25 protein-coding genes and 1 pseudogene are annotated in these 25615 nt (G+C 66.7%); 13 read left to right on the top strand and 13 right to left on the bottom strand.

What is annotated here, in order from left to right; genetic code table 11:
- A complete protein-coding gene (gene adiC / locus U5771_RS24515) occupies positions 1-1527 on the bottom strand; it encodes an arginine/agmatine antiporter (RefSeq protein WP_322026345.1) in 1527 nt (508 codons plus the stop codon).
- Positions 1528-1955: 428 nt separating this feature from the next.
- On the opposite strand from adiC, the gene U5771_RS24510 reads away from it, so the two are divergent.
- From U5771_RS24510 to U5771_RS24490, 5 genes are all read left to right on the top strand, one after another.
- Entirely contained in the window at positions 1956-3026 is a 1071-nt protein-coding gene (locus tag U5771_RS24510; protein WP_322026344.1) for a nitronate monooxygenase, read from the top strand.
- A 168-nt stretch (positions 3027-3194) separates the two neighbouring features.
- Complete coding sequence (locus U5771_RS24505; RefSeq protein ID WP_322026343.1) at positions 3195-4649, top strand: M20 family metallopeptidase; 1455 nt, start codon at positions 3195-3197, stop codon at positions 4647-4649.
- 60 nt (positions 4650-4709) lie between these two features.
- Positions 4710-5819: a malate/lactate/ureidoglycolate dehydrogenase gene (locus tag U5771_RS24500; RefSeq protein WP_322026342.1), complete on the top strand. Its 1110-nt coding sequence runs from the start codon at positions 4710-4712 to the stop codon at positions 5817-5819.
- A 24-nt stretch (positions 5820-5843) separates the two neighbouring features.
- Positions 5844-6401 carry a TfoX/Sxy family protein gene (locus U5771_RS24495; protein WP_322026341.1) on the top strand — a complete coding sequence of 186 codons (558 nt, stop codon included), beginning with the start codon at positions 5844-5846 and terminating at the stop codon, positions 6399-6401.
- Positions 6402-6695: 294 nt separating this feature from the next.
- The gene (locus tag U5771_RS24490) at positions 6696-7274 is read left to right on the top strand and encodes an NnrU family protein (RefSeq protein WP_322026340.1); all 579 of its coding nucleotides are present in this window, start codon (positions 6696-6698) and stop codon (positions 7272-7274) included.
- Between the two features lie 57 nt (positions 7275-7331).
- Here the strand turns inward: U5771_RS24490 and U5771_RS24485 are convergent, their stop codons facing one another.
- The 6 genes from U5771_RS24485 to U5771_RS24460 all read right to left on the bottom strand — a co-directional run bounded on the left by U5771_RS24485 (position 7332) and on the right by U5771_RS24460 (position 12049).
- Positions 7332-8069 carry a sulfite exporter TauE/SafE family protein gene (locus U5771_RS24485; RefSeq protein ID WP_322026339.1) on the bottom strand — a complete coding sequence of 246 codons (738 nt, stop codon included), beginning with the start codon at positions 8067-8069 and terminating at the stop codon, positions 7332-7334.
- A 543-nt stretch (positions 8070-8612) separates the two neighbouring features.
- The gene (locus U5771_RS24480; RefSeq protein ID WP_322026338.1) at positions 8613-9293 is read right to left on the bottom strand and encodes a hydrolase; all 681 of its coding nucleotides are present in this window, start codon (positions 9291-9293) and stop codon (positions 8613-8615) included.
- Positions 9294-9494: 201 nt separating this feature from the next.
- A complete protein-coding gene (locus tag U5771_RS24475) occupies positions 9495-9938 on the bottom strand; it encodes a cytochrome ubiquinol oxidase subunit I (RefSeq protein WP_322026337.1) in 444 nt (147 codons plus the stop codon).
- Positions 9939-9991: 53 nt separating this feature from the next.
- Positions 9992-10183 (bottom strand): hypothetical protein, encoded by a 192-nt coding sequence (locus tag U5771_RS24470; RefSeq protein ID WP_322026336.1) that lies wholly within the window; start codon positions 10181-10183, stop codon positions 9992-9994.
- 207 nt (positions 10184-10390) lie between these two features.
- Positions 10391-11344 (bottom strand): LysR family transcriptional regulator, encoded by a 954-nt coding sequence (locus U5771_RS24465; RefSeq protein ID WP_322026376.1) that lies wholly within the window; start codon positions 11342-11344, stop codon positions 10391-10393.
- Between the two features lie 132 nt (positions 11345-11476).
- Positions 11477-12049: an NADPH-dependent FMN reductase gene (locus U5771_RS24460; RefSeq protein ID WP_322026335.1), complete on the bottom strand. Its 573-nt coding sequence runs from the start codon at positions 12047-12049 to the stop codon at positions 11477-11479.
- A gap of 289 nt (positions 12050-12338) precedes the next feature.
- Between U5771_RS24460 and U5771_RS24455 the strand changes: the two genes are divergently transcribed.
- Positions 12339-13241, top strand: a complete 903-nt coding sequence (locus U5771_RS24455; protein ID WP_322026334.1) for a LysR family transcriptional regulator — start codon at positions 12339-12341, stop codon at positions 13239-13241.
- 55 nt (positions 13242-13296) lie between these two features.
- On the opposite strand, the gene U5771_RS24450 is transcribed toward U5771_RS24455, so the two are convergent.
- Positions 13297-14268: a LysR substrate-binding domain-containing protein gene (locus tag U5771_RS24450; RefSeq protein WP_322026333.1), complete on the bottom strand. Its 972-nt coding sequence runs from the start codon at positions 14266-14268 to the stop codon at positions 13297-13299.
- A 411-nt stretch (positions 14269-14679) separates the two neighbouring features.
- On the opposite strand from U5771_RS24450, the pseudogene U5771_RS24445 reads away from it, so the two are divergent.
- From U5771_RS24445 to U5771_RS24430, 4 genes and pseudogenes are all read left to right on the top strand, one after another.
- Positions 14680-14799: pseudogene (locus U5771_RS24445) on the top strand (integrase core domain-containing protein); the annotation flags it as partial.
- Positions 14800-14887: 88 nt separating this feature from the next.
- On the top strand, positions 14888-16177 hold the full coding sequence (locus tag U5771_RS24440) for an FAD-binding oxidoreductase (protein ID WP_322026332.1): 1290 nt from the start codon (positions 14888-14890) through the stop codon (positions 16175-16177).
- Between the two features lie 16 nt (positions 16178-16193).
- The gene (locus tag U5771_RS24435) at positions 16194-16751 is read left to right on the top strand and encodes a helix-turn-helix domain-containing protein (protein WP_059819447.1); all 558 of its coding nucleotides are present in this window, start codon (positions 16194-16196) and stop codon (positions 16749-16751) included.
- 147 nt (positions 16752-16898) lie between these two features.
- Positions 16899-18245 (top strand): glutamine synthetase family protein, encoded by a 1347-nt coding sequence (locus U5771_RS24430; RefSeq protein ID WP_322026331.1) that lies wholly within the window; start codon positions 16899-16901, stop codon positions 18243-18245.
- A 74-nt stretch (positions 18246-18319) separates the two neighbouring features.
- Here U5771_RS24430 and U5771_RS24425 read toward each other — a convergent pair whose 3' ends face one another.
- The 3 genes from U5771_RS24425 to U5771_RS24415 all read right to left on the bottom strand — a co-directional run bounded on the left by U5771_RS24425 (position 18320) and on the right by U5771_RS24415 (position 20315).
- Complete coding sequence (locus U5771_RS24425; protein WP_322026330.1) at positions 18320-18808, bottom strand: hypothetical protein; 489 nt, start codon at positions 18806-18808, stop codon at positions 18320-18322.
- A gap of 302 nt (positions 18809-19110) precedes the next feature.
- A complete protein-coding gene (locus tag U5771_RS24420) occupies positions 19111-19500 on the bottom strand; it encodes a lysozyme inhibitor LprI family protein (RefSeq protein WP_322026329.1) in 390 nt (129 codons plus the stop codon).
- 53 nt (positions 19501-19553) lie between these two features.
- Complete coding sequence (locus U5771_RS24415; protein ID WP_322026328.1) at positions 19554-20315, bottom strand: N-acetylmuramoyl-L-alanine amidase; 762 nt, start codon at positions 20313-20315, stop codon at positions 19554-19556.
- A 192-nt stretch (positions 20316-20507) separates the two neighbouring features.
- Here U5771_RS24415 and speD point away from each other — a divergent pair, with 192 nt between their 5' ends.
- Entirely contained in the window at positions 20508-20822 is a 315-nt protein-coding gene (speD, locus tag U5771_RS24410) for an adenosylmethionine decarboxylase (protein WP_322026327.1), read from the top strand.
- Between the two features lie 7 nt (positions 20823-20829).
- On the opposite strand, the gene U5771_RS24405 is transcribed toward speD, so the two are convergent.
- The gene (locus U5771_RS24405) at positions 20830-21282 is read right to left on the bottom strand and encodes a type II toxin-antitoxin system RatA family toxin (RefSeq protein ID WP_322026326.1); all 453 of its coding nucleotides are present in this window, start codon (positions 21280-21282) and stop codon (positions 20830-20832) included.
- A gap of 188 nt (positions 21283-21470) precedes the next feature.
- Here U5771_RS24405 and U5771_RS24400 point away from each other — a divergent pair, with 188 nt between their 5' ends.
- Both U5771_RS24400 and U5771_RS24395 read left to right on the top strand, forming a co-directional pair.
- On the top strand, positions 21471-22511 hold the full coding sequence (locus tag U5771_RS24400) for a bifunctional nicotinamide-nucleotide adenylyltransferase/Nudix hydroxylase (RefSeq protein WP_322026325.1): 1041 nt from the start codon (positions 21471-21473) through the stop codon (positions 22509-22511).
- A 74-nt stretch (positions 22512-22585) separates the two neighbouring features.
- Positions 22586-24019 carry a nicotinate phosphoribosyltransferase gene (locus tag U5771_RS24395; protein ID WP_322026324.1) on the top strand — a complete coding sequence of 478 codons (1434 nt, stop codon included), beginning with the start codon at positions 22586-22588 and terminating at the stop codon, positions 24017-24019.
- Positions 24020-24061: 42 nt separating this feature from the next.
- Here the strand turns inward: U5771_RS24395 and U5771_RS24390 are convergent, their stop codons facing one another.
- Positions 24062-25519: a PLP-dependent aminotransferase family protein gene (locus tag U5771_RS24390; RefSeq protein ID WP_322026323.1), complete on the bottom strand. Its 1458-nt coding sequence runs from the start codon at positions 25517-25519 to the stop codon at positions 24062-24064.
- Positions 25520-25615: the final 96 nt, after the last annotated feature.

Below are 25615 nucleotides of genomic sequence, written 5' to 3'. Positions count from 1 at the left end.
TTATTCCCCCGTTTGCTGGGTTGCCTGGACGCCCGCGGCCGGCGAGCGTGCGTGAAGGAGGTCGGCCTTGTGTTGGCCGACGGAGATCCAGAAGGTCGCGACGAGCGCGACGATGGTCACGCCGAGCGCGAAGTAGCGCACCCAGCGCGGCGAGCGGCCGCCCGGATGGACGTGGGTTTCCTCGATTTCGCGCTGGCGGTTGATCGACAGTTCGTAGAACACGATCGTCGCGATCACGAAGATCAGCGACCAGCGCGTCTGCTGGCCGTCGGAGCCGACCATCGCCCACAGCGCGTAGACGGCGCCGATCAGGCCGACGATCGTGTAGAAGGTGAACTGGTGCGACGGCATCTTGCCGTAGCCGAGCACCTTGATCGCGATGCACGAGTAGATGTACGGCAGGAGCGTCATGATTACGGCGATCGACGCGATCTTGCCGAACTGCTCGCTCGCGCTCGGCGACATCGTCGCGAGCACCTGCACCGACATGATGACCGCGACGATCGCGAGGCCGGCCGACGGCACGTTCTTCGAGTTGACGCGGGCGAACACGCCGGCGAACAGGCCGTCGTCGGCCGCGGCCTTCGCGGTCTGGCCGACCAGCAGCGTCCAGCCCGCGAGCGAGCCGAGGCAGCCGAGCGCCGCGCAGATCGCGACCGCGTTCGCGGCGGTGTCGCCGAGCGCGAGGCGCGCGGCATCCGCGAACGGCGCGCTCGATGCGAGCAGCGCCTTGTTCGGGATCATCCCCATGATCACGGTCGAGCTGAGCACGTAGCAGACGGCCGCGAGCACGACGCCGCCGACGGTCGCGATCGGCACGTTGCGCGACGGGTTCTCGACGACACCGGCCGACACCGACGCGCTCTCGACGCCGATGAACGCCCACAGCGTGAAGTTCAGCGTCGCGCCGATCGCGCTGAAGCTGCTCGCGCCCGACACGTTCCAGCCGGCGAAGTACACGTCCTTGCTGAACCAGAACCAGCCGAACACGGCCATCCCGAGGATCGGCACGAGCGCGAAGATGGTCGTGACCGACTGCACGCGGCCGACCACGTTCGGCCCGAGGATGTTCGCGTAGGTGAACAGCCAGATCACGAAGATCTGCGCGAGCGCGAACACGAGCGGGTCGTGCAGGACCGGGAAGAAGTGCGTGAGATAGCCGAGGCCGGCGACCGCGAGGCCGACGTTGCCGAGCACGTTCGCGAGCCAGTAGATCAGGTTGGTCTGGTAGCCGATGTACGGGCCGAACGACTTGCGCGCATACGCGTACGGGCCGCCGGCGGCCGGGTCGATCGCCGCGAGCTTCGCGAACACCAGCGCGAGCGACACGGCGCCGACCACGGTGATCAGCCAGCCGAAGATCGCGATGCCGCCGGTGGCGGCGAGGTTCGCGGGCAGCATGAAGACGCCGGAGCCCATCATGTTGCCCGCGACCATCAGCGTGGCGGGGATGACGCCGATTTTCGGCGCGGAAGTCGCGGCTGGCGCGGCGGCGGAACGGGAGGAGGACGAGCTGGCATCGGACATGCGAGGCTCCTTGCAAAGACGTGATGCGGTTGAGGTGGCGCGGCCCTGCGCCGGTCGACGATTCCGGAATGGATCGTCGTTTTATTGAACGACAGCATCTTATCTCTTAATGAAGTTTGAATAAGAGTAAACGATGCAATTTAATATCTTGAATATTGACGAGGATCATTGAAGAAGGTGAAACGCTTTGGCGCGACCGGATGGGGCGTGCCGGGCCGGGTGGCGCGTGTGGGCTGGTCAGCCCGTGTTCGCGGGTGAAAGTGCGGTGCGGCGTAAATCGAGCAGTTAATCGAATTTTTGACGAACCGGTTAATTCAATTGATGAAATGAATGACTCGACAATCCCTGATTGAATTGGTCGGTTATTATCGAGCGCTCGAAATGCGCGCGCTTGCGCCCGTGATTATTTCTACCGAACGGTGATTCCGATGACGATGCTGCCTTCCCGCCTGCCGCTGATCCAGGCTCCGATGGTCGGTTCCCTGAGCCCGCTGACGATTGCAGTCTGCGAGGCGGGCGGGCTCGGCTCGCTCGCATGCGCGGCGCTCGGCCCGCAGCAACTGCGCGTCGAGATCCTGGCGATTCGCGCGCGCACGCCGGCGCCGTTCAACGTCAACTTCTTCTGTCATGCGCCGCCCGCGCCCGACGCCGAGGTCGACGCGCGCTGGCGCGCGGCGCTGACCGGCTACTACGCGGAAGCCGGGCTCGATCCGGCGGACGTGCAAGGCGGCGCCGGTCGCGCACCGTTCGACGACGCGGCGTGCGCGGTCGTCGAAGAGTTGCGGCCGGCCGTCGTGAGTTTTCATTTCGGGTTGCCGGACGACGCGCTGCTGGCGCGCGTGCGTCGCACCGGGGCGCAGGTCGTGTCGTCGGCGACGACCGTCGAGGAGGCGCGCTGGCTCGATGCGCGCGGCGTCGATGCGATCGTCGCGCAGGGCGCCGAGGCAGGCGGGCATCGCGGGATGTTCCTGACCGGCGACATCCACGCGCAGCCGGGCCTGTTCGCGCTGCTGCCGCAGATCGTCGACGCGGTGCGCGCGCCGGTGATCGCCGCCGGCGCGATCGCCGACGGCCGCGGCATCGCGGCCGCGTTCGCGCTCGGCGCACGGGCGGTGCAGATCGGCACCGGCTATCTGCTGACGCCCCAGGCCGGCCGCTCGGCGCAGCATCGCGCGGCGGTGCGGGCCGCACGCGACGACGGTACGCGCGTGACCAACCTGTACACGGGCCGCCCCGCACGCGGCCTGCTAACGCGCTTCATGCGCGAGCAGGGGCCGATGAGCGCGCTTGCGCCCGCGTTCCCCCTCGCGACGGCCGCCGTCGATCCGCTGCGCGGCGCGTTCGAGCGGCAGGGGCGCGACGATTTCTCGCTGCTGTGGTCGGGCGAGGCCGCGGCGCTGGCGCGGGAAGAGGATGCCGGGGCGCTGACCCGGCGCCTGTGGGATGACGCGATGGCGTGCGCGGCGGGCCTGCGCGACGCATTCCCGCAGGCCGTTTGAGCGGCCGCGCAAGGCGCGTGCGGGAAACGGGCCCGAAAAGGTCCCCCAAAACGGCCCCCAAAACGGCCCCCAAAACGGCCCCCAAAAACGCCCGTGGAAAGGGCCCCGGGGCGGGGGCCATCGGCGTATCATCCGGTTTTTCGTCAGCCCGATCCAGGCACCCCCACCATGACCTCCGTCGACACTACCCCCGTCCTCGACCATGACAAGCTCGTTACCTTCGTCGAGCGCAAGTGGAACGATGAAATCCTCCACGCACTGACCGACTACATCGCGATCCCCGCGAAGAGTCCCGCATTCGACCCCGACTGGGCGAAGCGCGGGTATCTCGAACGGGTCGTCACCGATGCCGCGCAGTGGGCCGAACGCCAGCCGGTGAAAGGCCTGAAGCTCGAGATCGTGCGCCTGCCCGGCCGCACGCCGGTGATCTTCTTCGAAACTCCCGCAACCCGCTCGGGCAGCACCGACACGATCCTGCTGTACGGCCACCTCGACAAGCAGCCCGAATTCGACGGCTGGCGCGCGGACCTCGGCCCGTGGACGCCGAAGTTCGAGAACGGCAAGCTGTACGGCCGCGGCGGCGCGGACGACGGCTACGCGATCTACGCGAGCCTCGCGGCGCTCGGCGCGCTCGACGAGCAGGGCGTCGAACGGCCGCGCTGCGTCGGCCTGATCGAGACCTGCGAGGAGTCGGGCAGCTACGACCTGCTGCCGTACGTCGACGCGCTGCGCGACCGGCTCGGCCAGGTGTCGCTCGTCGTGTGCCTCGATTCGGGCGCCGGCAACTACGACCAGATGTGGCTCACGACGTCGCTGCGCGGGCTGGTGTCCGGCGACCTGCAGGTCGAGGTGCTCGAGGAAGGCGTGCACTCGGGCGTCTTCGGCGGCATCGCACCGTCGAGCTTCCGCGTGATGCGCCAGTTGTTCGAGCGCCTGGAAGACGCGAGGAACGGCAACCTGCTGCCGGGCGAGTTCCACTGCGAGATTCCCGACAGCCGTGTGCGCGAAGCCGATGCAGCCGCCGCGATCCTCGGCGATGCCGTGTGGAAGGGGCTGCCGTGGGCGTGCGGCGCGGACGGCAAGCCGGTGCTGCCGACCACGACCGATCCGCGCGAGGCGCTGCTGAATTCGACGTGGCGTCCGTCGCTGTCGGTGACGGGCGCGGCCGGCCTGCCGGCGCTCGCCGACGCGGGTAACGTGCTGCGTCCGCGCACCGCGTTCAAGCTGTCGCTGCGCCTGCCGCCGCTGGTCGACGCCGCACAGGCCGTGCAGCAGCTCAAGGCACTGCTGGAACTCGATCCGCCGTACAACGCGAAGGTCACGTTCAAGCCGGATGCGGGTGCCGCGACGGGCTGGAGCGCGCCGGATCTCGCGCCGTGGCTCGCGTCGTCGCTCGATGCCGCGTCGCGCCGCCACTTCGGCGCGGATTGCGCGTACATGGGCCTCGGCGGCACGATCCCGCTGATGAACGTGCTGCAGGCCGGCTTCCCGTCCGCGCAGTTCATGGTGTGCGGCGTGCTCGGGCCGAAGTCGAATGCGCACGGCCCGAACGAGTTCCTGCACGTGCCGTACGCGAAGAAGCTGACCGCGGCGGTGGCGGACGTGATCGCGTCCGCGCGCTGAGCGTTCGCGCTGCCCGACCCAACCCGACCGGATCCCACCCGACCTGACGGAGCCTTGCCGATGACCGCGCTGCCGACCCTCGATACCGACCCGCTGCGCATGCGCGCCGAACCGCTGCACGCATTCGTCGCGGCACTCTGGGAGCGGGCCGGCAGCAGCGAGCGCGAGGCGCGGCTCGTCGCCGATCATCTGGTCGGCGCGAATCTGGCGGGTCACGATTCGCACGGGATCGGCATGATCCCGAACTACGTGGCTTCGTGGCGGGAAGGGCAGTTGCAATTGAACGGGCACGCGTCGATCGTCCGCGACGGCGGCGCGGTGCTCACCATTGACGGCGGGCGCGGCTTCGGCCAGGTGATCGCGTTCGAGGCGATGGTCGAAGGGATCGAGCGGGCACGGCGCATGGGCATCTGCGCGATCGGGCTGCGCGACGTCCATCACCTCGGCCGCATCGGACACTGGGCCGAGCAATGCGCGCGCTCGGGGCTCGTGTCGTTCCATTTCGTCAACGTGCCGGGCGACTTGCTCGTCGCGCCGCTGCACGGCACCGATGCGCGCTTCGGCACGAATCCGTTCTGCGCCGCGTATCCGCGCGCGGGCCGGCCGCCGCTGCTGCTCGATTTCGCGACGAGCGCGATCGCGTACGGCAAGACGCGGGTCGCATATAACCAGGGCAAGCGCGTGCCGGCCGGGTCGCTGATCGATCATCGCGGCCAGCCGACCGACGATCCGGCCGTCATGCACGAGCAGCCGTTCGGCTCGCTGCTGCCGTTCGGGCTGCACAAGGGGTATGCGCTGGCCGCGATGTGCGAGATCTTCGGCGGCGCGCTGGTCGGCGGGCATACGACCTACGGCGACACGCTGCAGAAGACGAGCGCGATCGTCAACGGGATGCTGTCGGTGCTGATCGATCCGAACGCGTTCGACGCGGCCGATGCGGAGCGCGAAGCCGATGCGTTCGTCGAATGGGCGAAGGCGTCGCCGCCGGCGGGCGATGCGCCGGTGCGGATGCCCGGCGAGCCGGAGGAGGCGAGCCGCGCCGCGCGCGGCGCGGACGGCATTCCGGTCGATCGCGCGACGTGGCGGCAGATCCGCGAGAGCGCGGCGGCTGTCGGGTTCGACGACACGGAACTCGAAACGTGGACGCAGCGCTGCACCGGCGCTGCCTGACGAACCCGCGGAAGAGGGCGGCCGATGAGCTGGCAGGCGGACAAGGCGCACGGCGACGAGATCGCCTATCAGATCGCGAGCCTCGGCCGTGTCGAGGTCACGCGGTTCTTCAGCGGCGCGGCGATGCGGCTCGACGGCGTGATGTTCGGGTTTATCGCGCGCGGGTCGCTGTTCCTGCGGGTCGACGACGTGAACCGGCCCGCGTTCGTCGCGGCCGGGATGGGGCCGTTCTCGTATGAGCGTCCCACGCGAACCGTCGCGCTCGAAGGCTATTACGAAACACCCGCCGACGTGCTCGAGGACGCGGGCGCGCTGTTCGACTGGTGCCGCGGCGCGTACCGGGCGGCGTTGCTGGCCGGGGCGCCGAAGCGCAAGGCGAAGGTGAAAGCGGCGGCGAAGCCGGCGCAGGAGCCGGAATCGGGTGCGGCGTTGAAACCCGCGCCGAAGCGCAAGTCGCAGGGGAAATCGGCTTCGGAACCGGAACCTGCGCTGAAACGGCGCCCGCGACCGGCCGCGAAATCGCCGACGCAACCCGCCTCGAAGCCGACCATGAAGTCCGCGCCGAAGCGCAAGCAGCCGTAGCATCGGTCGCACGCCGCCTCGGCACCGCGATTGCCGTTGTCGTTTCTTTTCGGCTCACCCGTCGATGGGCGAGGCGTGCGATACACGCTGCCTGCACCGACCCACGAAAGCATCAACCTTGCCGCCCCGGACATGCGTCATGCTTCACAACGGCGGCTTCGACGTTTATGATCGGCGCGGATCGCGTCCGCGTCTGGCGCGACCCGCGCCGGCCGTGACACCGGCCCCGCGAGCGGCGCATCGAACGCCGCCCGGAATGCATTCCCCACTCATCGTTCCAGACGGAGATAGCCGATGCTCGTCCTGATTCTCGGTTTAGCGATCTTTCTCGGTGTGCACTCGATCCGGATCGTGGCCGACGGCTGGCGTACCGCGACCATCGAGCGGATCGGCGAGAAACGCTGGAAGGGCCCCTATGCGCTCGCGTCGATCGTCGGCTTCGTCCTGATCATCTGGGGTTACGGCGTCGCGCGCCAGGGCGGGACGCTGCTGTGGGTGTCGCCCGTCGGCGTTCGTCATCTCACCGGCATGCTGACCGCGATCGCATTCGTGCTGATCGCCGCGTCCTACGTGCCGGGCAACCGCATCAAGACGCTCGTCGGCCATCCGATGGTGGCCGGCGTGATGGTGTGGGCGATCGCGCACCTGCTCGCGAACGGCACACTGCACGCGGTCGTGCTGTTCGGCGCCTTCTTCGTGTGGTCGCTGGTCGATTTCGTCGTGTGGCGTGCGCGCGATCGCCGCAACGGCGTCCGCTATCCGGCCGGCAGGCTGTCGGGCGATGCCGTGACGATCGTCGCCGGACTCATCGTATGGGCCGTCTTCGCGTTGTTCCTGCATGGCCCGCTGATCGGCGTGCGGCCGTTCGGTTGAGCGGGCACGCCTGCAAGGATCGACGAACGGGGCGCACCGGCAGCCGATGCGGGTGCGTCAGATCGGCTTGACGAACAACCCGACCGTCAGCGCGGCGCCGATGCAGACGATCGCGATCCGCAGCACGCGTTCGTTCACGCGGTGCAGCGCCCAAGCGCCGAGCAGGCCGCCGACGATCGCGCCGCCGCCAAGCGCGATCGCCGCCGGCCAGTGCAGGTGCGGCGAGGTCAGGAACAGCACGACCGCCGACGCGTTCATCACGCCCGCGAGCGCGTTCTTGGTCGACATCGCGTGACGCGGCGACAGGCCGGCCATCGTCAGCGCGGCCATCATCAGGAACCCGATGCCGCCGCCGAAGTAGCCGCCGTAGATCGCGATCAGGAATTGGGAGATCGCGGCCGTGACGGGGCCGAGATGCTGCGTGCCGGCGCCGGGCTTGCGGAAGAAACTGCCCCATGCGAACACGACCGTCGCGAACAGCACGAGCCACGGCACGAGGTGCGAGAAGATCGACGACGGGGTTTTCAGCAGCAGCAGGCCGCCGAGCGCGCCGCCGACCACGCTGATCGCGAACAGCGCGCGAAACGGCAGCTTGCCCGCGCCGCGCACCATGTTCCGGCTGGCCCAGCCCGTCGTGACCTGGCCGGGGAACAGCGCGACCGTCGACGTGATGTTCGCCGCGAGCGGCGACATTCCGGACACGATCAGCGCGGGTAGCGTGACGAACGAGCCGCCGCCCGCGAGGGCGTTCTGCAGGCCGGCCCACAGGCCGGCGATGATGATGAGGGCGAGCATCGGTGCGGGAGCGGAGAGGTGGCGGGCGCGCATGCCGGAGGCGGGCAGGCGCGGTGGAAGCACGATGGTAATGCAGGTTCGGGGCGGCGTGAACGGGGGAAGTCGCGGCGTTTTCCAGGCTCGCCCGGCTCGATTCCAGCAACCCCTGCGTTCGGCGACACCGAGACGCCATTTCCGTTCACCATAGTGGCATTTCCCCTGTTCGACTCATCGAACCAGCAGGTGGTCGTCTGCCACCTAGAGAACGCTGACCACTGGCGGTTGCGTTGCGGGGTTGCTCGAGCGGTGGGGTTCGATTTTCACGACTCGTGACGCAAGGCCCTTGCGTTCGCGGCGACCCGGCTCCGGAACCTGCTTTCGGGCGCTTGCGGTCGGAATGCAGGTCTGAAGCGGCACGGCGCACGCGGCGAGAAGTTTCCGGTTCTCGCGCGAAAGCGGACGGGGTGGCCCGCTCACACGGCATCCAGGAGGCCGTGGCGTCGCGCCGGACAGCGGCATTCCACCAACGGTGCCGGCGGTAGTGCACCGGCACCGCCGCTGGCGTTACGACCGTTCCGAATCGAGCTGCTCGTTATTTTTCGCGGCATCCTGGGCCTTGAGATAGCTCTCGATGAGCAGCCGGTACGGGGGGAAAATCATCCCGTAGACTTCAGCCCATTGCTGTGCATCGGGGCGATGCCAGGTCTGTTGCAATTCGGCGGCGACCGCCGCCGTGTCCATCGGAACCGCACCGGCTTGAACGACGCGAGCGAGCGTGATCTCCTGCGCCATTTTCGAATATGTGCCGGATGCGTCGACCACCGCGAAGACCTTGTAACCTTCGTGGACGGCGGAGATGGCGGGGAAGGCCATGCAGACGCTCGTGATGGTCCCGGCGATAATCAGCGTCGTGCGCCCCGTTGCCTTGACCGCGTCGACGAAATCGGGGTTGTCCCACGCGTTGATCTGCCCCTTGCGAGCGACATATCTGGCATGCGGCGCATGCTCGTGGATTTCGGGGATCAGCGGACCGTTCGGGCCCTGCGGCACGGACGCGGTCGTAATGACGGGTATCTTGCAGAGCGTCGCCATCTTGGCCAGCGCGATCGCGTGACTGCGCAGGACGGTCATTTCCATGTCCTTGACGGTCTGGAACAGGCCGCTCTGATGGTCGATCAGCAGCATGGTGGAATCGTTCGGGTCGATGACGGGGCGCTGGCCTTTGAAATTCGCGGGGATGCTCATGGTAGTACTCCTGATGGTGCGGCCTGTCGCAGCGCCCGAACACGGGGCTGAAAAGACCGGGGTTGCGCGGTTGCGCGAACAACTGCCTTGCCGCATTGGCACTACAGTCGGAAACTCTTCGTGAAAAGGACGCGCAGCAAGCCGCGGATCAACGCGAACAGCACCAGGGATGCGACGTACAGGCCGGCTGCCGCGGCAATGTCAGGCCGCATCGGTCGGCGATGCTGCGGAAATCGTCGTACCGATCGCCACCATGACGGTCGCGAAAAAATGCCGCTTCGGGCCGACGCGTTGCATGCCGAACAGCATGATTCCAGGGAATCCTGCCTCGAGAAAGAAAGCGGTGAGTATCTCGAGTGCGATCGACGGACCGATCACAGGCCCGGCCAGTCGCGCGAATCCGGCGAAGTTGGCTCCGAATCCGAATGACAGTGCGATGCCGCTGATCACACCCACGCCGAATCCCAACGCGAAAATCGTCAGCCAGAATCGGTCGATCTCGAGATAGCGTGCGGCACGCGTCTTGAGCCACAATCCTTCGACGATGGCGAGCAATGTCGCGAGCCCGATCGACAGCGTCGGGAAGATGATGTGAAAGGTGCCCGTCAATCCGAACTGGATGCGTGCCGGCATCACGATATCCATCTGCGTCCTCGTTGCGTGTGTCGCCTTGTTTTCGAGCGCTTGCGTGGGGCGGATCAGCTGGCCTGGTCGGTTGTCGTGCGATGCCAGGCCACGATCGCAAGCGCGATGAATGCGATGAGGACGGCGTAACCAACGCCGTCACCAAAGATCCTGGTCAGTGCCATCGCGGCGGCTGCGATGGCGAGCGTCGACACCAGAGCGGTGCTCGCCACGATGGAAAATGGAAGAATCTTCGAGGCAGGCATGATGGGTGTGAGATGTGTTTTAACACCACGTTTTCGGATATGTGTCAGTCGGATTGCTAATGAAATTTTAGTTTACGGGCATGTTCCGGCGTGGGCTAGGCGCTTAATCGCAAACACGATGTTTCTTGCTGTCGAACACGGGTCGTTCGTTGGATGAGAACGCAATTCAAGCCTGCGCGTCCGGCGCATCGTATGCGGCTTGTCGGTTCAGGCGGAAACGGCTGGCATCGCTTCGAAACATCGTTCTTCGTCCGAGCGCCCGGACCACGGCCGATCGAGTAGCGCGATTCGCACGTGCTCGATGAAAAGCTTCAACTTGTTGCGCGAGAACGGGCTGTGCGGGTAGACGGCATAGATGATTTCATCCTGCGGTGTCTCGCCGGCCAGCACACGGACGAGTCGCCCGTCACGCAGGCAGGTGTCGGCGATGTAGCGTGGCAACATGGCGATGCCGATTCCTTGTATCGCGGCATCGCGCAGCGCTTCGCCGTTGTTGGCGAGAAAGGCGCTCCCCGGGTTGATCGTGCGGGTTTTGCCCGGGCTGCCCGGCGTGGAGAAGGACCACGTGACGGACGGTGCCGTATTGCTGTAGTTCAGGCATTTGTGTTCGAGCAACTGGTCGATCGACGTCGGATCGCCATGCGCTTCGAAATAGCCGGGGCTGCACACCGCGACCCGCTCGCAGGTGGCGATCCGGCGTGCGATCAGCGTGCTGTCCGGAAGTCGCGCGGAGCCGATGGCGACGTCGAACCGCTCGGCTTCGATGTTGACGATACGATCGTCGGTTTCAAGTGTGACGCGCACCTGCGGATGGGCCGCGGCGAACTTCGCGATCGCCGGGCCGAGCCAGCATCGCGTCAGGCTCACGGGCGACGTAATGCGCAGTTCGCCGCACAGTCCGTGCGACCGCTCGGCAATTGCCTCGGCAACTTCGACGAGTTGCTGCATCGATTTCGACGCAGTCTGGTAGAAGGCCAGGCCGACCTCGCTCGGGACGACGTTGCGTGTGGAGCGTATCAGCAACTGCACACCGAGCGTTCGTTCGAGATGGCTGATGCGTTTGCTGACAACCGATTTCGACAGCCCCAGCCGGCGCGCGGATTCGGTGATGCTTTGCTGCTCGACCGCAAGCAGGAAAGCCCGGATATCGTCATGGTTCAGGGGTTTCATGAGGCGGTTCGATGGGTTGCCGATGTGGATCGGAAGCGGACGTTCGGCGCGAGTCGGCGCGGCGCGAGCCCGGCAACGGACAGGTAGCGGTAGCGCGCGTCGTGTGGCCGCGTGGCCGTCATGTCAGTGGGCATGTCGACGAGGTGCGGAAGCAGAGATTTCGGCGAATCGGGCGATGAATTCCCTGAGCTGCTCGCGGATCGCGTCATCGGCCAGCATCATCTGCGCGTCGAACACGTGTCCGGCCCGCGACACGAGCAACCGGTCACCGAACCATGCGCGCGTGCCGAGCGCGCGGAATACCTGCAACCATGCCGCTTGCGCAAGCACGGTGCCGAATCCGCCAGGCGACGCGCCGATGATCGCGACCGGAAGGTCTCCGAACACCGCCGGGATGTCGGCGGCAGGCCGGCTCAACCAGTCGATCGCGTTCTTCATGACACCAGGGATCGAATTGTTGTATTCGGGGGTGGCAAGCAGCAGGCCGTCGGCATGCCGGATCGCGGTTTTGAGATTTCGAACGGCTTCCGGCAATCCGGTGGCATCTTCCATATCGCCGTTGTACAGCGGGATGTCGTGAATCGGTGCAATCTCGACCGCTACGCCAACGGGGGCGAGATCTGCTGCCGCGCGCAACAACGCACTGTTATAGGACCTGCTGCGTAGACTGCCCGAAATGGCGAGGAGTTTGATCATGGTGTTTTTCAGGAGGAAAGATTTCATCCGGCCCGGATCATTCGTTGTCCTGTTGGGAATCCGGGGCTGACGTGTCGGTCGACTTGCGTGGCGAGATGGGTGCATGGTCAACCGTTTCCCCGCGAGTACACGGAAAATCGGTTGCGATAGCGCGAGGGGGCAGCTTGATCGCGTCGGTGTGGTGTTGACGGGGCGCTCGCATGCCGTAAGCGTAGAGGATCGCGTTTTGCGTCGGTAGTCTGCGTGAGTTATCCTCAGTGTCCCATTTGTGGAACGATTGACCGCGCCGATGCAAGACCTGAACGATCTATATTTCTTCGCCCAGGTGGTTGACCACAGAGGGTTTGCGCCCGCCAGTCGCGCGTTGGGCATCCCGAAATCCACCTTGAGCAGGCGAATCGCGACGCTCGAGCAGCAACTCGGCGTGCGGCTCGTCCAGCGGTCTACGCGTCAGTTCTCGATGACCGATATCGGCCAGCAGTTCTACGACCGCTGCAAGGCGGTGCTGGTCGGGGCCAAGGCGGCGCAAGACGCCATCGAGCAAATGCGGGCGGAGCCGCGGGGTGTGATCCGGCTGGTCTGCCCGGTCGCGATGCTGCACGCGCGGATTGGCGCAATGCTGGCTGAGTTCATGGCCGTCACACCGCGAGTCACGGTCCATCTTGAAACGGTCAGCCGGGATGTCGATGTGATCGGTGAGGGCGTGGACGTCGCCATTCGCGTACAGCCGCCACCATTGAACGACAGCGACCTGGCGACGCGCGTGCTCGGCGAGTGCGCATCGTGCCTTGTCGCGAGTCCCGCGCTCGTGCAACGGCACGACATTGCGACGCCGATCGATCTTGCCGGCTGCCCGAGCCTCGATTTCGGTTCGCCGCAGCCGCGGCATGTCTGGCAGCTCGACGGCCCCGATGGTGCCCGGACGACGATTCGACATGTACCCCGGTTTGTGACCGATGACATGATTTCCTTGCGCCAGGCCGCAGTGGTCGGCGCCGGCGTTGTCCAGTTGCCCCTGATGATGGTGAGCGACGAGATCCGGCGCGGCGACCTTGTCCGCGTATTGCCGGACTGGTTCACGACAAGCGGCATCGTCCACGCGGTATTCCCGTCCCGCCGTGAATTGCAGCCCTCAGTGCACGCCTTGCTGGATTTTCTGGCCGATTCGTTTGCGCGGATCGACGAGACGTGAAAAGGACGCGACGATGGCTGAAGTCCGGGTAGCGCGTGTCGTGTACTCCAGGGCGCTATGCATCTTCCACGGCCTCGAAGCGTTGTGCGAGAAAATCCAGAAGTAGCCGTACCGCGGTCGGCATGCCTTTTCTCGTCGAAAAGACCGCATGAATCGCATCGCGACGCGGCGACCAGTGAGGCAGGATTCGAAGCAGGGCACCGTCGTCAAGCTGGTCGCGGACCATCATCATCGGCAGTTGCGCGACACCCAGACCGGCGACGGCAGCTTTGCGAAGCGTCAGCAAGTCGGTCGTTACGAAACGCGGGTCATAGTGAACGGAAATTTGCGTGCCGCTCGGGTCGGTGAGCGACCACACGTGCCCCCGTGCCGGCAAGCCGGAGCCCAGGCTCGGCCAGGATCGAAGATCGGTCGGCTTGAGCGGCCGGCCGAGACGTTCGCATAAGGCTGGGCTCGCGACCAGGCATTGGGCGGCATGACCCAGCACACGAACGACGAGATCCTGAGTGTCGAAGGGTTCGGCACTCGAATAGAGCGCGATATCCAGTCGTTCTCGAATGACATCAGTACGCCGATTCATTCCGACGAGTTCGATCTTGATTTCCGGATAGCGGGCGGCAAACGCGATGATTGCCGCGCCGACGTGTGTATGGAGGAGCACGATCGGACACGATAGACGAACGGTTCCGCGCGGTTGCACATTGACGGATTCGATCAGCGCCTGAGCGGCTTCGACTTCCGCGAGCATGGTCTTGCAACGGGCGTAATAGGCTTGGCCGTATTCCGTCGTCGAGAACGAGCGGGTAGAACGGTGGATCAGCTTGACACCTAATCGTTGTTCCAGCACGGCGATACGGCGACTCAATCGCGATTTCGGCAATTGAAGTACGCGTCCGGCTGCCGCGAATCCACCGTAGTCGACAACCTGGACGAAGTAATACAGGTCGTTGAGGTCGTAGCCGAGCGCCGGTGCGATCGTTCGTGAGGGGCGTATGCCATGGGCGGTCGAGCGGCTGCTGTTGGTCATGGGGAGCATCCGATTTCAATCGATGCTCAAATCGCATCGGCGGATCGAAGGTAGAGCGGCGCCTGAACGGTGTGACTCAAGGTGTGACGTAAGCGAGATCCTGTTCGGTCTGATTCCGGCGAGAGACTTCATCTTTTCAACCGCATCCCGGTGGTGGGCCTGGCAGGTCAGGATGGGTGGGCGTTCGTCGTGATGCGTGGCCCGGGTCGGTTCGTTTTCGCGGAACTCGACGAAAACGAGGCCGCGTGGATCGCCTTCGTCGAGCCGCGACGCATCACGCGGAGTGCCTTCCGCTTGCCGGGACGGCACGACGGGTTCGGTCGGTTTGATGCGCAGGCATGCTTCATGGCTCGGCTTGGCGTGCAGTTTGTGAAGATATGAAGTTTCGGCACGATTGTACTGCCCGACATCAAGTTCATGCGCCGGAAGGTCATGCGCCGGCTGCGAGATGCGGCCACTGGCCGAGCCTTCATCGCGCCCGGCAGTTCGTGGCAAAACGGGTTCGTTGAGCGCTTCAACGGCAAGCTGCGTCGGGATCGCGATTCTCCCGCTTGCCCTCGTGAAATTGCCGTGCTAATTTTTCATGAAATTAACCGGCGAGAATTTCACGGGAGTCCGCATGTTCGTGCAGTCCGACCGTCACGTCGCAAGCTACTACGCCGGCACCTATCCGGCGCCGATCCCGCAGCGTCCTGAACTGGACGAACGCATCGACGCCGACGTGCTGGTCGTCGGTGCGGGCTTCAGCGGGTTGCACACGGCATTGCGCCTCGCGCTGGCGGGCAAGCGCGTGGTCATGCTCGAAGCGAGCCGCGTCGCGTGGGCCGCATCGGGTCGCAACGGCGGACAGGCGCTGCTCGGCTGGTCGTGCGACATGCAGCCGCTCGAGGATTCGCTCGGTCGCGACGGCGCGCGCGTGCTGTGGGACAGCATGCGCTGGGCCGCGGCCGAAGTGCGCGAACTCCCCGCGCGGCACGGCTTCGACATCGACTACCGGCCCGGCAGCCTGTGGGCCGCGGTGCGGCCGCGCCGTGTCGCGATGCTCGCGCAGGCCCGCGACGAGGCAGCGGAGCGCTGGGGCTACGACCGGCTGCGCGTGATCGGGCAGGCCGAGATGCCCGAATGGATCGGCAGCGCACGCTATCTCGCCGCGCTCCACGATCCCGAGGCCGGTCATCTGAATCCGCTGAAGCTCGCGCTCGGTCTCGCGCAGACGATCGAACGGGCCGGCGGCCGCATCTTCGAGCAGAGCCGCGTGCTCGACTGTCGCGAGACGGCCGGCGGCCATGTCGCCCGCACCGCGCGCGGCCAAGTGCGCGCGGACGTGCTGGTGCTCGCATGCAACGCGTATGTCGACCGGCTCGATCCCGCGCTGTCGCGCCGGCTGCTGCCGGTCGGCACCTACCAGGTCGCGACCGCGCCGCTTGCGCCGGACGTCGCACGCGCGCTGCTGCCGCGGAACAGCTGTGTGATCGACAACCAGTTCGTGCCCGACTACTTCCGCCTGAGCCCCGACAACCGCCTGCTGTTCGGCGGCGGCTGCACGTATCTCGGCGGGATTCCGGCCGACATCGCGGCCGCGACGCGCCCGCACCTCGAACGCGTGTTCCCGCAACTGGCCGGCGTGCCGCTCGACTTTGTGTGGGGCGGCCACATCGACATCAGCATGCGCCGCACGCCCGATATCGGCCGCCGCGGCCTGCGTTTCTGGCTGCAGGGCTTCTCGGGGCACGGCGTGCTGCCGACGCTCGCCGGCGCGCGTGCGGTCGCCGATGCGGTGCTCGGCGACGATCGCCTGCTCGCGCAGTACCAGCGCATCCGCAACCCGCGCTTTCCCGGCGGCGACCGCCTCGCCGCGCCGCTGGAAGCGATCGGCAAGGCCTGGTACCGTTTGCGCGATACCGTCTGACGCACCGGAACTCATCATGAACGAACAGGAAGAGATAGAAAGTCTGGCGATCCTGATCCGCGACCTGCGCAAGCATCGCAAGGTCACGCTCAACGATCTCGCGGAACGGATCGGCCGCTCGGTCGGCTTTCTGTCGCAGGTCGAGCGCGGGCTGTCGCGTCCGACGGTCGCGGATCTCACCGCGATCGGCGAGGCGCTTGGTGTGCCGACCACGTATTTCTACAGCCTCAGCAAGCCGCGCAGCGTGCCGTGGGTCACGCGGCCCGACGAGCGGCGCACCGTGTATTACGCGGCCGGCATCACGGACATCCTCGTATCGCCGAACATGCGTTCGCGCTTCTCGATCCTCGAAAGCCATCTCGCGCCCGGCGCGAGCAGCGGCGAGCGCTCCGTCGACGACAGCGACGAGCAGGGCGGCTTCGTGCTCGAAGGCGAGCTGACGATCTGGATCGACGGCGACGACACGCCCGTCACGCTCGGCCCGAACGACGCATTCCAGCTTCCCGCGCACAAGCGGTTTCGTTACGCGAACCTGAGCGATGCGCCGGCGCGCGTGATCTGGGTGTTCACCTGAGTTGTCGGCGGGGCGGCCTGACGGGTCGTCGCGCCGTGCTGCTGGTCTGCAGTACTGATCGATATCGGGCATGTGACGTGCCGCATGCCGATGAGTCCGGTTCGCCGCGCCGCGGCACCGCCCTACAAGACATGGAAAGGAGGAGACATGGCTGACGTCGTTCCCGTGCTGGTCGATGAAGTCCGCGCATTCCGGCAGGCGCACCCCGAGATCCGTTATGTCGACCTGATCTGTCTCGACCTGCCGGGTCATTTCTACGGCAAGCGCTATCCGATCGATGCGCTCGAGAAGGTAGCGTCGGGCTCGCTGCTCAAGCTGCCGCAGAATTGCGTGCTGCTCGGCACGCAGGGCGGCCTCTACAAGATCGGCGATTACTGCTTCAACGACGGCGACCCCGACGCGCCGCGCCGCCTGATTCCCGGCACGCTGAAGCCGGTGCGCTGGGAGCGGCAGCCGCTCGCGCAGATGCTGATCAGCTCCGACGGCACGGATGCGCCAATCGAGTTCGAGCCGCGCGAGGTGCTCGCGCGCGTGCTGCGGCGGTTCGCGGCGCGCGGCATCCGGCCGGTCGTCGCGTTCGAGCTCGAGTTCTACCTGTTCGCCGCGCAGCTCGCGGACGGGATGCCGCAGTATCCGCGCGATCGCTTGAGCGACGACCGCGACGATCAGCCGAACATGCACATCGAGCGGCTGTCGCGGTTTTCCGACGTGCTGCACGGGATGGTCGAGGCCGCGTGCGAACAGGGCGTCGACGCGACGGTGATCACGGCCGAGCTCGGGCCCGGCCAGTTCGAGATCAACTTCGGCCATACCGACGACGCGTTGCGCGCGGCCGACTGGTCGGCGCTGTTCTGCCGCAGCACGCGCGGCGTCGCGTTGCAGCACGGCTATCGTGCGAGCTTCATGGGCAAGCCGTACCTGCATGCGCCGGGCAGCGGCATGCACGTGCACGTGAGCCTGTACGACGACGCGGGGCGCAACCTGCTCGCCGCCGATGCGCAGCGGCCGCTGCGGCATGCGGTGGCCGGCTGCCTCGCGCTGCTGCCGCACTGCATGCCGGTGTTCGCGCCGAATCACAATGCGTTCCGCCGCTACGGCTCGATGGTGAACGCGGCGAGCCGTGCGAGCTGGGGCTTCGAGGATCGCGACGCGTGCATCCGGATTCCGGAGTCGGATGCACGCAATCTGCGGATCGAGCATCGGCTCGCGAGCGCGGACGCGAATCCGTACCTGGTGCTCGCGGCGATCCTGACCGGGATGGAGCACGGGCTCGATGCGCGGATCGAGCCGATCGCGCCGCTCAACGACGATCGCGGCAGCGGAATCGATTTTCCGAAGGACATGCTGTCGGCCGTCGCGGCGATGCAGGATCACGCGGCCGTGCGTGACGGGCTCGGCAGTGAATTCGTGATGGTGTATTGCGAGAACAAGCGGCAGGAGGAGCTGGATTTCCGCAACGAGATCGGCGCGCGGGAATATCGGTGGTTTTTGTGACGGCGTGGCGGGGTGACGCGTGACCCCACCGCGGGTCACGCGCAAGCGGCAGGTGTCGGCGCGATCGAACGCGCTCAGTACGCGGACAGCGGGTTCCAGCGATCGCTGTCTCTCACTTCGATGGCTGCCGTCGCGACCGGTGTCATGATCAGCAGTTCCGTCGGGCGTACCGACCAGACGACGGCGATCAGCGTCGAATCGTTGACCGACGTTCCGTTCAGGTACAGGCTCATTCCCTTGACGTCGGCCTTCATCGCGCTCCAGTCGACTTTCTTCAGGCCGTCGATCGCGAGACGATAGAAGAAGTCGTAGTTGTCGTAAGCCGTTTGCGTGTCCGTGCCGGTGCTGAAGAACCAGCCGTTCTCCTTGTTCTTGTACATGCACCAGCTTTGCGCCTGCTGCGCGAGCGTGCCGGTCGTGACGAGCCGCACGAGGTTGCTTCTTGCGTCGTCGACGGTCTTCGCCTGCCACGGCGTGAAGCCGCCGGCTGCCTTGACGTCCGCCGGCGCGCGGCCGGGTTTGCCCGCGCGGGCGTTGTCTTCACCACGATATGCGTATTGCATGATGCGCCTCCGGTTCGATGTCGGTCGGTCTGGATGTGTCCGCGATGCGAGCGGACACGAGCACGATATCGGCGGCAAACCGGACGGGAAATGGACCGAAGGTGTGGCGGGGCGTCAGGGGCGGGATGGCACGGGACGATTGTCCGGGGGGATCGAGCGATGCTGAATCGCAGAGATGTGCCGCCCGGAATGGACCGAGGCCGCGGTCGAGATGTCCGGTCATGCGGCCGGTTGACGGGAATGGCGAAATCCTGCCATTCCCGTTCGATGCACGGCACGCCGGCGCAGAGCCGGTAGCGTGCTTACTGTCCGAGCTTCGCCGTCACGCACCCCGTGCTCGTGCACTCGCGCTCGCGTTCGCGCAGGAACGACAGGCGCGATTGCGTGAAGTCGATCGCGCATTGCAGGTTCACGAGATAGCCGTCGTCGCGTGTTTCGCTGCAGCGGTCGTCGCGCTGCTTCATCCACGCGAGCTGGCCGGTCTTCAGTTTCGCTTGCTGGTCGCCGCTCAGTTGCTTGCGCACGCGGCCGTACTCGTCGTTCAGTTCGCGGTCGACCTGCGAGAACTCATTGCTGCTGCAGTACACCTGGTCGAACGCACTGCGCGGCTTTCCACAGCCGGCCGCATGTGCGGCGAACGGCACGGCGAGCGCGAACAGCGCGCAGGATACGAGCAGATTCTTCTTCTTCATGGTGGTGCTCCTCACTGGGTGAAAACCGTTGATACCGATCGGCGGTGTCGCCGTTACCTGGCCGCCGTACACGCATCGATCCCGCCCGCGATCGCGGTGGCAAGACGCTGGATCGTCTCGCGCTGCGCGAGACGCTTTTCCTCGTCGGGATTGACGATCACGCCGGCCTCGACCAGCACGGCCGGAATCGGCGCGGTACGCAGCACGACGAGATCGTCGAAGCGGTGGATGCCGAGTGGCGGATCGATCAGCGGGCGGTTCTCGCCCTTGATCGGCTGCGCGTGATACAGCGACGGCCGTTCGCCGGCCGCGACCAGCCGCTCGGCGATCGACTTCGCGCAACGCAGGCTTTCCGCGTAGTGCGGATTGCGCTCCGACACGAACACGGCGAAACCGCGGAATTCGCGTTGCCGGCCCGCGTCGATGAACTGCTGCTGCATCGAATCGTGATGGATCGACACGAACAGGTTCGCGTCGGGCGCCTGCGTCGAGCGCTGGTCGAGCGCGATCTCGCGGCCGTCGGCCGACGTGCGCAGCACGCGATCGCCGTGTGCGGCGAGTTTCTCGGCGACGGCGGTGGACAGGTCGAGGTTGTACCGGTATTCGACGCGGCCGCTCGCGCCGGTTGCACCCGGACGGGCCGGCGTATGGCCGGTGTCGACAACGACGTAGCGGCCGGCGGCCGGCTGCGCGTCCGGGCTTCCGGCATCGGCCGCATGCAGCGCCGGCGGTGCGCCCAGCAACGGGGCGCACGCGAGCAGGCGCACGGCGGCGCGCGCGAACGGGCGAGAGCGTCGAACGGTTCGGTGTGTCATTGTTGTTGTCGAGGAGGGCATACGGCGCGGCGAATGGCACACGCCGCCGGCCTGCTCATTGCAGTCGGAATGTCGCGCGATTATAGCGGCTGGCAGCGGCACCGCAATGACGGCATGACCGATGCCGCACGGGGCCGGCAGCCGGCAATCAGGCAATCAGGCAATCAGGCGAGCACGCGCCGCGCCGCGAGCATGCCCCAGTACGACGCTTCCTCGAACAGCGACCGCCCGGACAGGTCCGCGTGCGCGAGCCAGCGGCGCGTGTCGTCCGGCGCGCGCGTGATCGGCGCGCATTTCCATCATTTCGGCGGTGAGCATGGTGTGACGGGTGTCGTGCTGCTCGCGGAGTCGCACATCACGATTCATACGTGGCCCGAGCATGGCTTCGCGGCCGTCGACGCCTTCATGTGCGGCGCCGCGCGCGCGGCCGATGCGGTCGATGCGATCGCCGCCGCGCTCGGCACGCGCGCGCAGGTCCGGCAGCAGGTGGCGCGCGGCGGCGCGTGAGCGACGCTCAGCGCGGCAGCGCTTCGGCTTCGGCCCAGCGCTTGAACGAGTCGAGACGCCGGCGCGTCTGCACGAGATAGAACGCGCCGATCAGCGGTTCGAGCAGCCAGCGCAGCCACGCCGGCTGCGCGCGGAACTGGTACGTGAACTTCACTTCGGTCGTGCCCGGCGTGCGTTCGGTGAAATTCCAGCTGCCGCTGAAGCGTTCGAGCACCTTCGGCCCGTCGACCATTTCGACGGCCGCCACCTGCGGCGGACGATACGAGATGTAGCGCGCCACCATCGTCGCGCCCGACTGGCTGCGGCAGAACGCGTCGACGCCGACGTCGGCCGTCATCCCGTCGAGCAGATACGCGTCGGCGAGGAAGCTGTCCCAGACGAGCCGCCGCGCGTAGTCCTGCGACCACGTGAAGAGGCGCCTGCGATCGACACCGACGGTTCGGCTGACTGAGATCCTCATGATGGGGGGCGGGCGCAACGGCGCGAATCAGGATGAAATCGAGTGTAACCCGCCGGCGTCGCGCAATTCTTCAGACTTCGTCAAGTCTCGAGCGCGTGCTTCGATTGACCTTCTTCGGGAATTCCCCTACGATCGATTCCATGCCTTCGGGACAGACCCGAAGCGTTTCAATCTCTTGAGGGAGCCTCATGAGTACGCAACAGAACCGGCGCTTCGACGCGCTCGTTTTCATTGGTCGTTTCCAGCCTCCGCATCGTGGTCACCTGAACGTGCTGAAGTCGGCACTGAGCCGGGCCGAGCGCGTCTGCGTGCTGATCGGGTCGACCGACAAGCCCCGCACCATCAAGGATCCGTTCTCGTTCGACGAGCGCTGCCAGATGCTGGCTTCGCTGCTCGATCCGTCCGAGCGCGACCGCGTGACGGTTGCGCCCGTGCAGGATTCGACGTACAACGACGGCGACTGGGTGCGCTGGGTGCAGGATGCCGTGGCTGCCGCGCTCGGCGACGTCGCGCAGCGCAAGGTCGGGCTGATCGGCCACGAGAAGGACGCCACCTCGTATTACCTGCGGATGTTCCCGCAATGGGAGCTCGTCGACGTCGATGCGACCGAAGACATCTCCGCAACCGAAATCCGCGACCAGTATTTCGCCGAACGCACCAACAGCTTCGTGCAATGGGCCGTGCCGGAACCCGTGTTCGGCTGGCTCGAACGTTTCCGCACGCAGCCGGCATTCGCGCAGCTGAAGGCCGAGGCCGAATTCATCGCCGGATATCGCAAGGCGTGGTCGGCCGCGCCGTATCCGGTCACGTTCGTGACGGTCGATGCGGTGGTCGTGCACTCGGGCCACATCCTGCTCGTGCGCCGGCGCAGCGAACCGGGCCGCGGCCTGTGGGCGCTGCCGGGCGGGTTCGTGAACCAGGACGAACGGCTCGACGCGGCGTGCATTCGCGAACTGCGCGAGGAGACCGGCCTGAAGCTGCCGGAGCCCGTGCTGCGCGGCTCGATCAAGGATCGCCAGGTGTTCGATCATCCGACACGTTCGCTGCGCGGCCGCACGATCACGCATGCGTGCCTGTTCAACTTCCCGACCGGCGAGCTGCCGCGCGTGAAGGGCAGCGACGATGCCGACAAGGCGCGCTGGGTGCCGCTCAACGAATTCGCGCAGATGCGCAACGTGATGTTCGAGGATCATTTCGAGATCGCGTATCACTTCCTGGGGAAGCTGTGATCCGCTGATTCCCCGGAATCCGGTCCGCCGCGACAGACGCGGCGGCACTTCAACGGCCTAGAGGAGCTCTAGCCATGCAAAACGATCCCGGCGGCTTTGCCGCGGTTCTCGCCAATCCGATCCTCAACACGGATTCGTACAAGGCATCCCACTTCCTGCAATACCCGCCCGACGCGCAGGCGATGTTCTCGTACGTCGAATCGCGCGGCGGCCGCTACGACCGCACGCTGTTCTTCGGCCTGCAGATGCTGCTGAAGGAATATCTGTGCCGGCCGGTCACGCACGCGATGATCGACGACGCGCGCGATTTCTTCGCGGTGCACGGCGAGCCGTTCAACGAGGACGGCTGGCGTCATGTCGTCGAGCACTACGACGGCTACCTGCCCGTGCGGATCCGCGCGGTGCCCGAAGGTTCGATCGTGCCCGTGCGCAACGTGCTGATGACCGTCGAATGCGACGACCCGAAGGTGTTCTGGCTCGCGTCGTATCTGGAGACGATGCTGCTGCGCGTGTGGTACCCGGTGACGGTCGCGACGCGCAGCTGGCACCTGCGGCAGACGATCCGGCGCTTTCTCGAGAAGACTGACGACGATCTCGCGCAGTTGCCGTTCAAGCTGCACGACTTCGGCGCGCGCGGCGTATCGAGCGCGGAATCGGCCGCGATCGGCGGCGCGGCACACCTCGTGAGCTTCATGGGTTCGGACACGGTGCTCGGCGTGCTGGCCGCGAACCGCTTCTACCGCGAGCCGATGGCCGCGTATTCGGTGCCGGCGGCCGAGCACAGCACGATCACGTCGTGGGGGCGCGAGCACGAAGCCGATGCATACCGGAACATGATCAGCCGCTTCGGCTTGCCCGGCGCGATCGTGTCGGTCGTGTCGGACTCCTACGATCTGTTTGCCGCACTCGAGATGTGGGGCGGCCCGCTGCGCCAGGCAGTGATCGATTCGGGCGCGACGCTCGTCGTGCGTCCCGATTCGGGCGACCCGGTGACGATCGTGCTGCAGACCGTGCGCGCGCTCGACGCGTCGTTCGGTTCGGCCGTGAACGGCAAGGGGCGGCGCGTGCTGAACCGTGTGCGCGTGATCCAGGGCGACGGCGTCGACGAGCAGTCGATCGGGGCGATCCTGGCAGCGCTCGACGATGCCGGTTATGCGGCCGGCAACGTCGTGTTCGGGATGGGTGGCGCGCTGCTGCAGCAGGTGAATCGCGACACGCAGCGCTTCGCGATGAAGTGCTCGGCGATCCGGCGCGACGGCGTGTGGCACGACGTGCGCAAGGATCCTGTCACGGATCAGGGCAAGCGCTCGAAGAAGGGCCGGCTCACGTTGCTGCGCAATCGCCGCACGGGCGAGTATCGGACTGCGACGCTCCCCGTCGAATGGAACGATCGCGCGCTGGAGGGCGAGTGGGACGATGCGCTCGAAACGGTGTTCGACACGGGGCGGATGCTGGTCGATACGACGTTCGCCGAGGTGCGGGCGAGGGCGCACGCGGCGGAAGTGTGAGGGCGGCGGCGGGGTGGCCGTGCGCCCCGCCGTCTTCAGTGTTCATCGGTCGCCGGCCGGTGTCCGGTCGCTGCGTTCTGCCGCACGCGCGGCTTCCATCGCCCGCCCGAGCGCATCGAACACCGCCGGCCCCTTGCAGCGCGACACGTTGAAGCGCATGAACGACGTCGCGCTGTGCGACGCACTGAACACGTTGCCCGGCGCGAGCACCACATCGTGGTCGAGCGCATGGCGCGCGACGCGCGCGGCATCGAGCCCGTCGGGCAGTTCCGCCCACACGAACAGGCCGCCGCGCGGTTCGGTCCAGATCCGGAGCCCGGCCCGCGCGAGCCGCCGGATCGTTTCGCCCATCGCATCGGCAAGCCGCGCACGCAGGCCGTCGAGATGGCGCCGGTAGGTGCCGTCGACCAGCAGCCGGTGCACGACGTTCGCGCCGATCTGCGCATTGCCGAACGACGTCGCGAGCTTCAGGTCGACGAGCGCGTCGATCCATTCGGGGCGCGCGGCGATATAGCCGCAGCGGATCGCGGCCGACAGCGTCTTCGAGAAGCTGCCGATCGACACGACGCGCGACAACCCGTCGAATGCCGCGAGGCGCGGCGCGGGCGTGCTCTCGAAATCCGCGAAGATGTCGTCCTCGACGATCAGCAGGCCGTGCTCGGCCGCCAGCGTGAGCAGCCGGTGCGCGACCGGCGGCGCGAGCGTTGCGCCGGTCGGGTTGTGCAGCGCCGCGTTCGTGATGTACAGACGCGGCCGGTGTGCGGCGAGCACCTGTTCGAAACGCGCGAGATCGGGGCCGTTCGGCGTGTACGGCACGCTGACGATCCGCGCGCGATGCGCGCGCAGCAGCGCCTGGAAGTTGAAATAGCACGGATCGTCGAGCACGACGGTGTCGCCCGGCTCCAGCAGCAGCCGGCACACGAGATCGAGTGCATGCGTGCCGCCGTCGGTCAGCATGATCTGCGTGGGCTCCGCATGGACGCCGTGTTGCGCGAGCCGCCACGCGAGCTGCTGGCGCAACGCGGGCAAGCCGAGCGGCGTCGCGTAGTCGGTCAGCGCGTCGGGTTCGTCGCGCGACACCGCGCGCAGTGCGCGGCGCAGGCTTTCGTCCGGCAGCCACGACGACGGCAGCCAGCCGCAGCCAGGTTTCACGGAGCTCGGCGCGGCCTCGAGCGCCTGGCGCGACAGCCACAGCGGATCGAGTTCGCGATCGAGGCGCGGGCCAAGTTCGGCGAGCGCGAGCGGCGGCGCGTGGCCCGACACGTAGAAGCCGGAGCCGCGCCGCGCGACGAGCACGCCTTCGCTCGCGAGCCGCTCGTACGCGTCGACGACGGTCGACTTCGACACGTGCAGCGCGTCGGCCATCATCCGGATCGACGGCACGCGCGCACCGGGCATCAGCGCGCGGCTCGCGATCCGCGCGCGCAGCGTGTCCATCACGGTTTCGACGCGCGTGCGCGACGGCGCGGGCGGAGCAGGGTTCGGCACGGAGCGGTTCATGGCGAGAGGAAACTGTACGGACGGTTGTCCAGTACAGTTTGTCCGAATTGTATTGGTCTGTAGCTTACGCGCTTTTCGCGGGCGGCGGATCATCGG

It is taken from the genome of Burkholderia sp. BCC1977 (genome assembly GCF_905339595.1).
Lineage (GTDB): Bacteria > Pseudomonadota > Gammaproteobacteria > Burkholderiales > Burkholderiaceae > Burkholderia.
The sequence above is the reverse complement of the archived record's forward strand: the minus strand, read 5'-3'. Positions and strand labels throughout refer to the sequence as shown.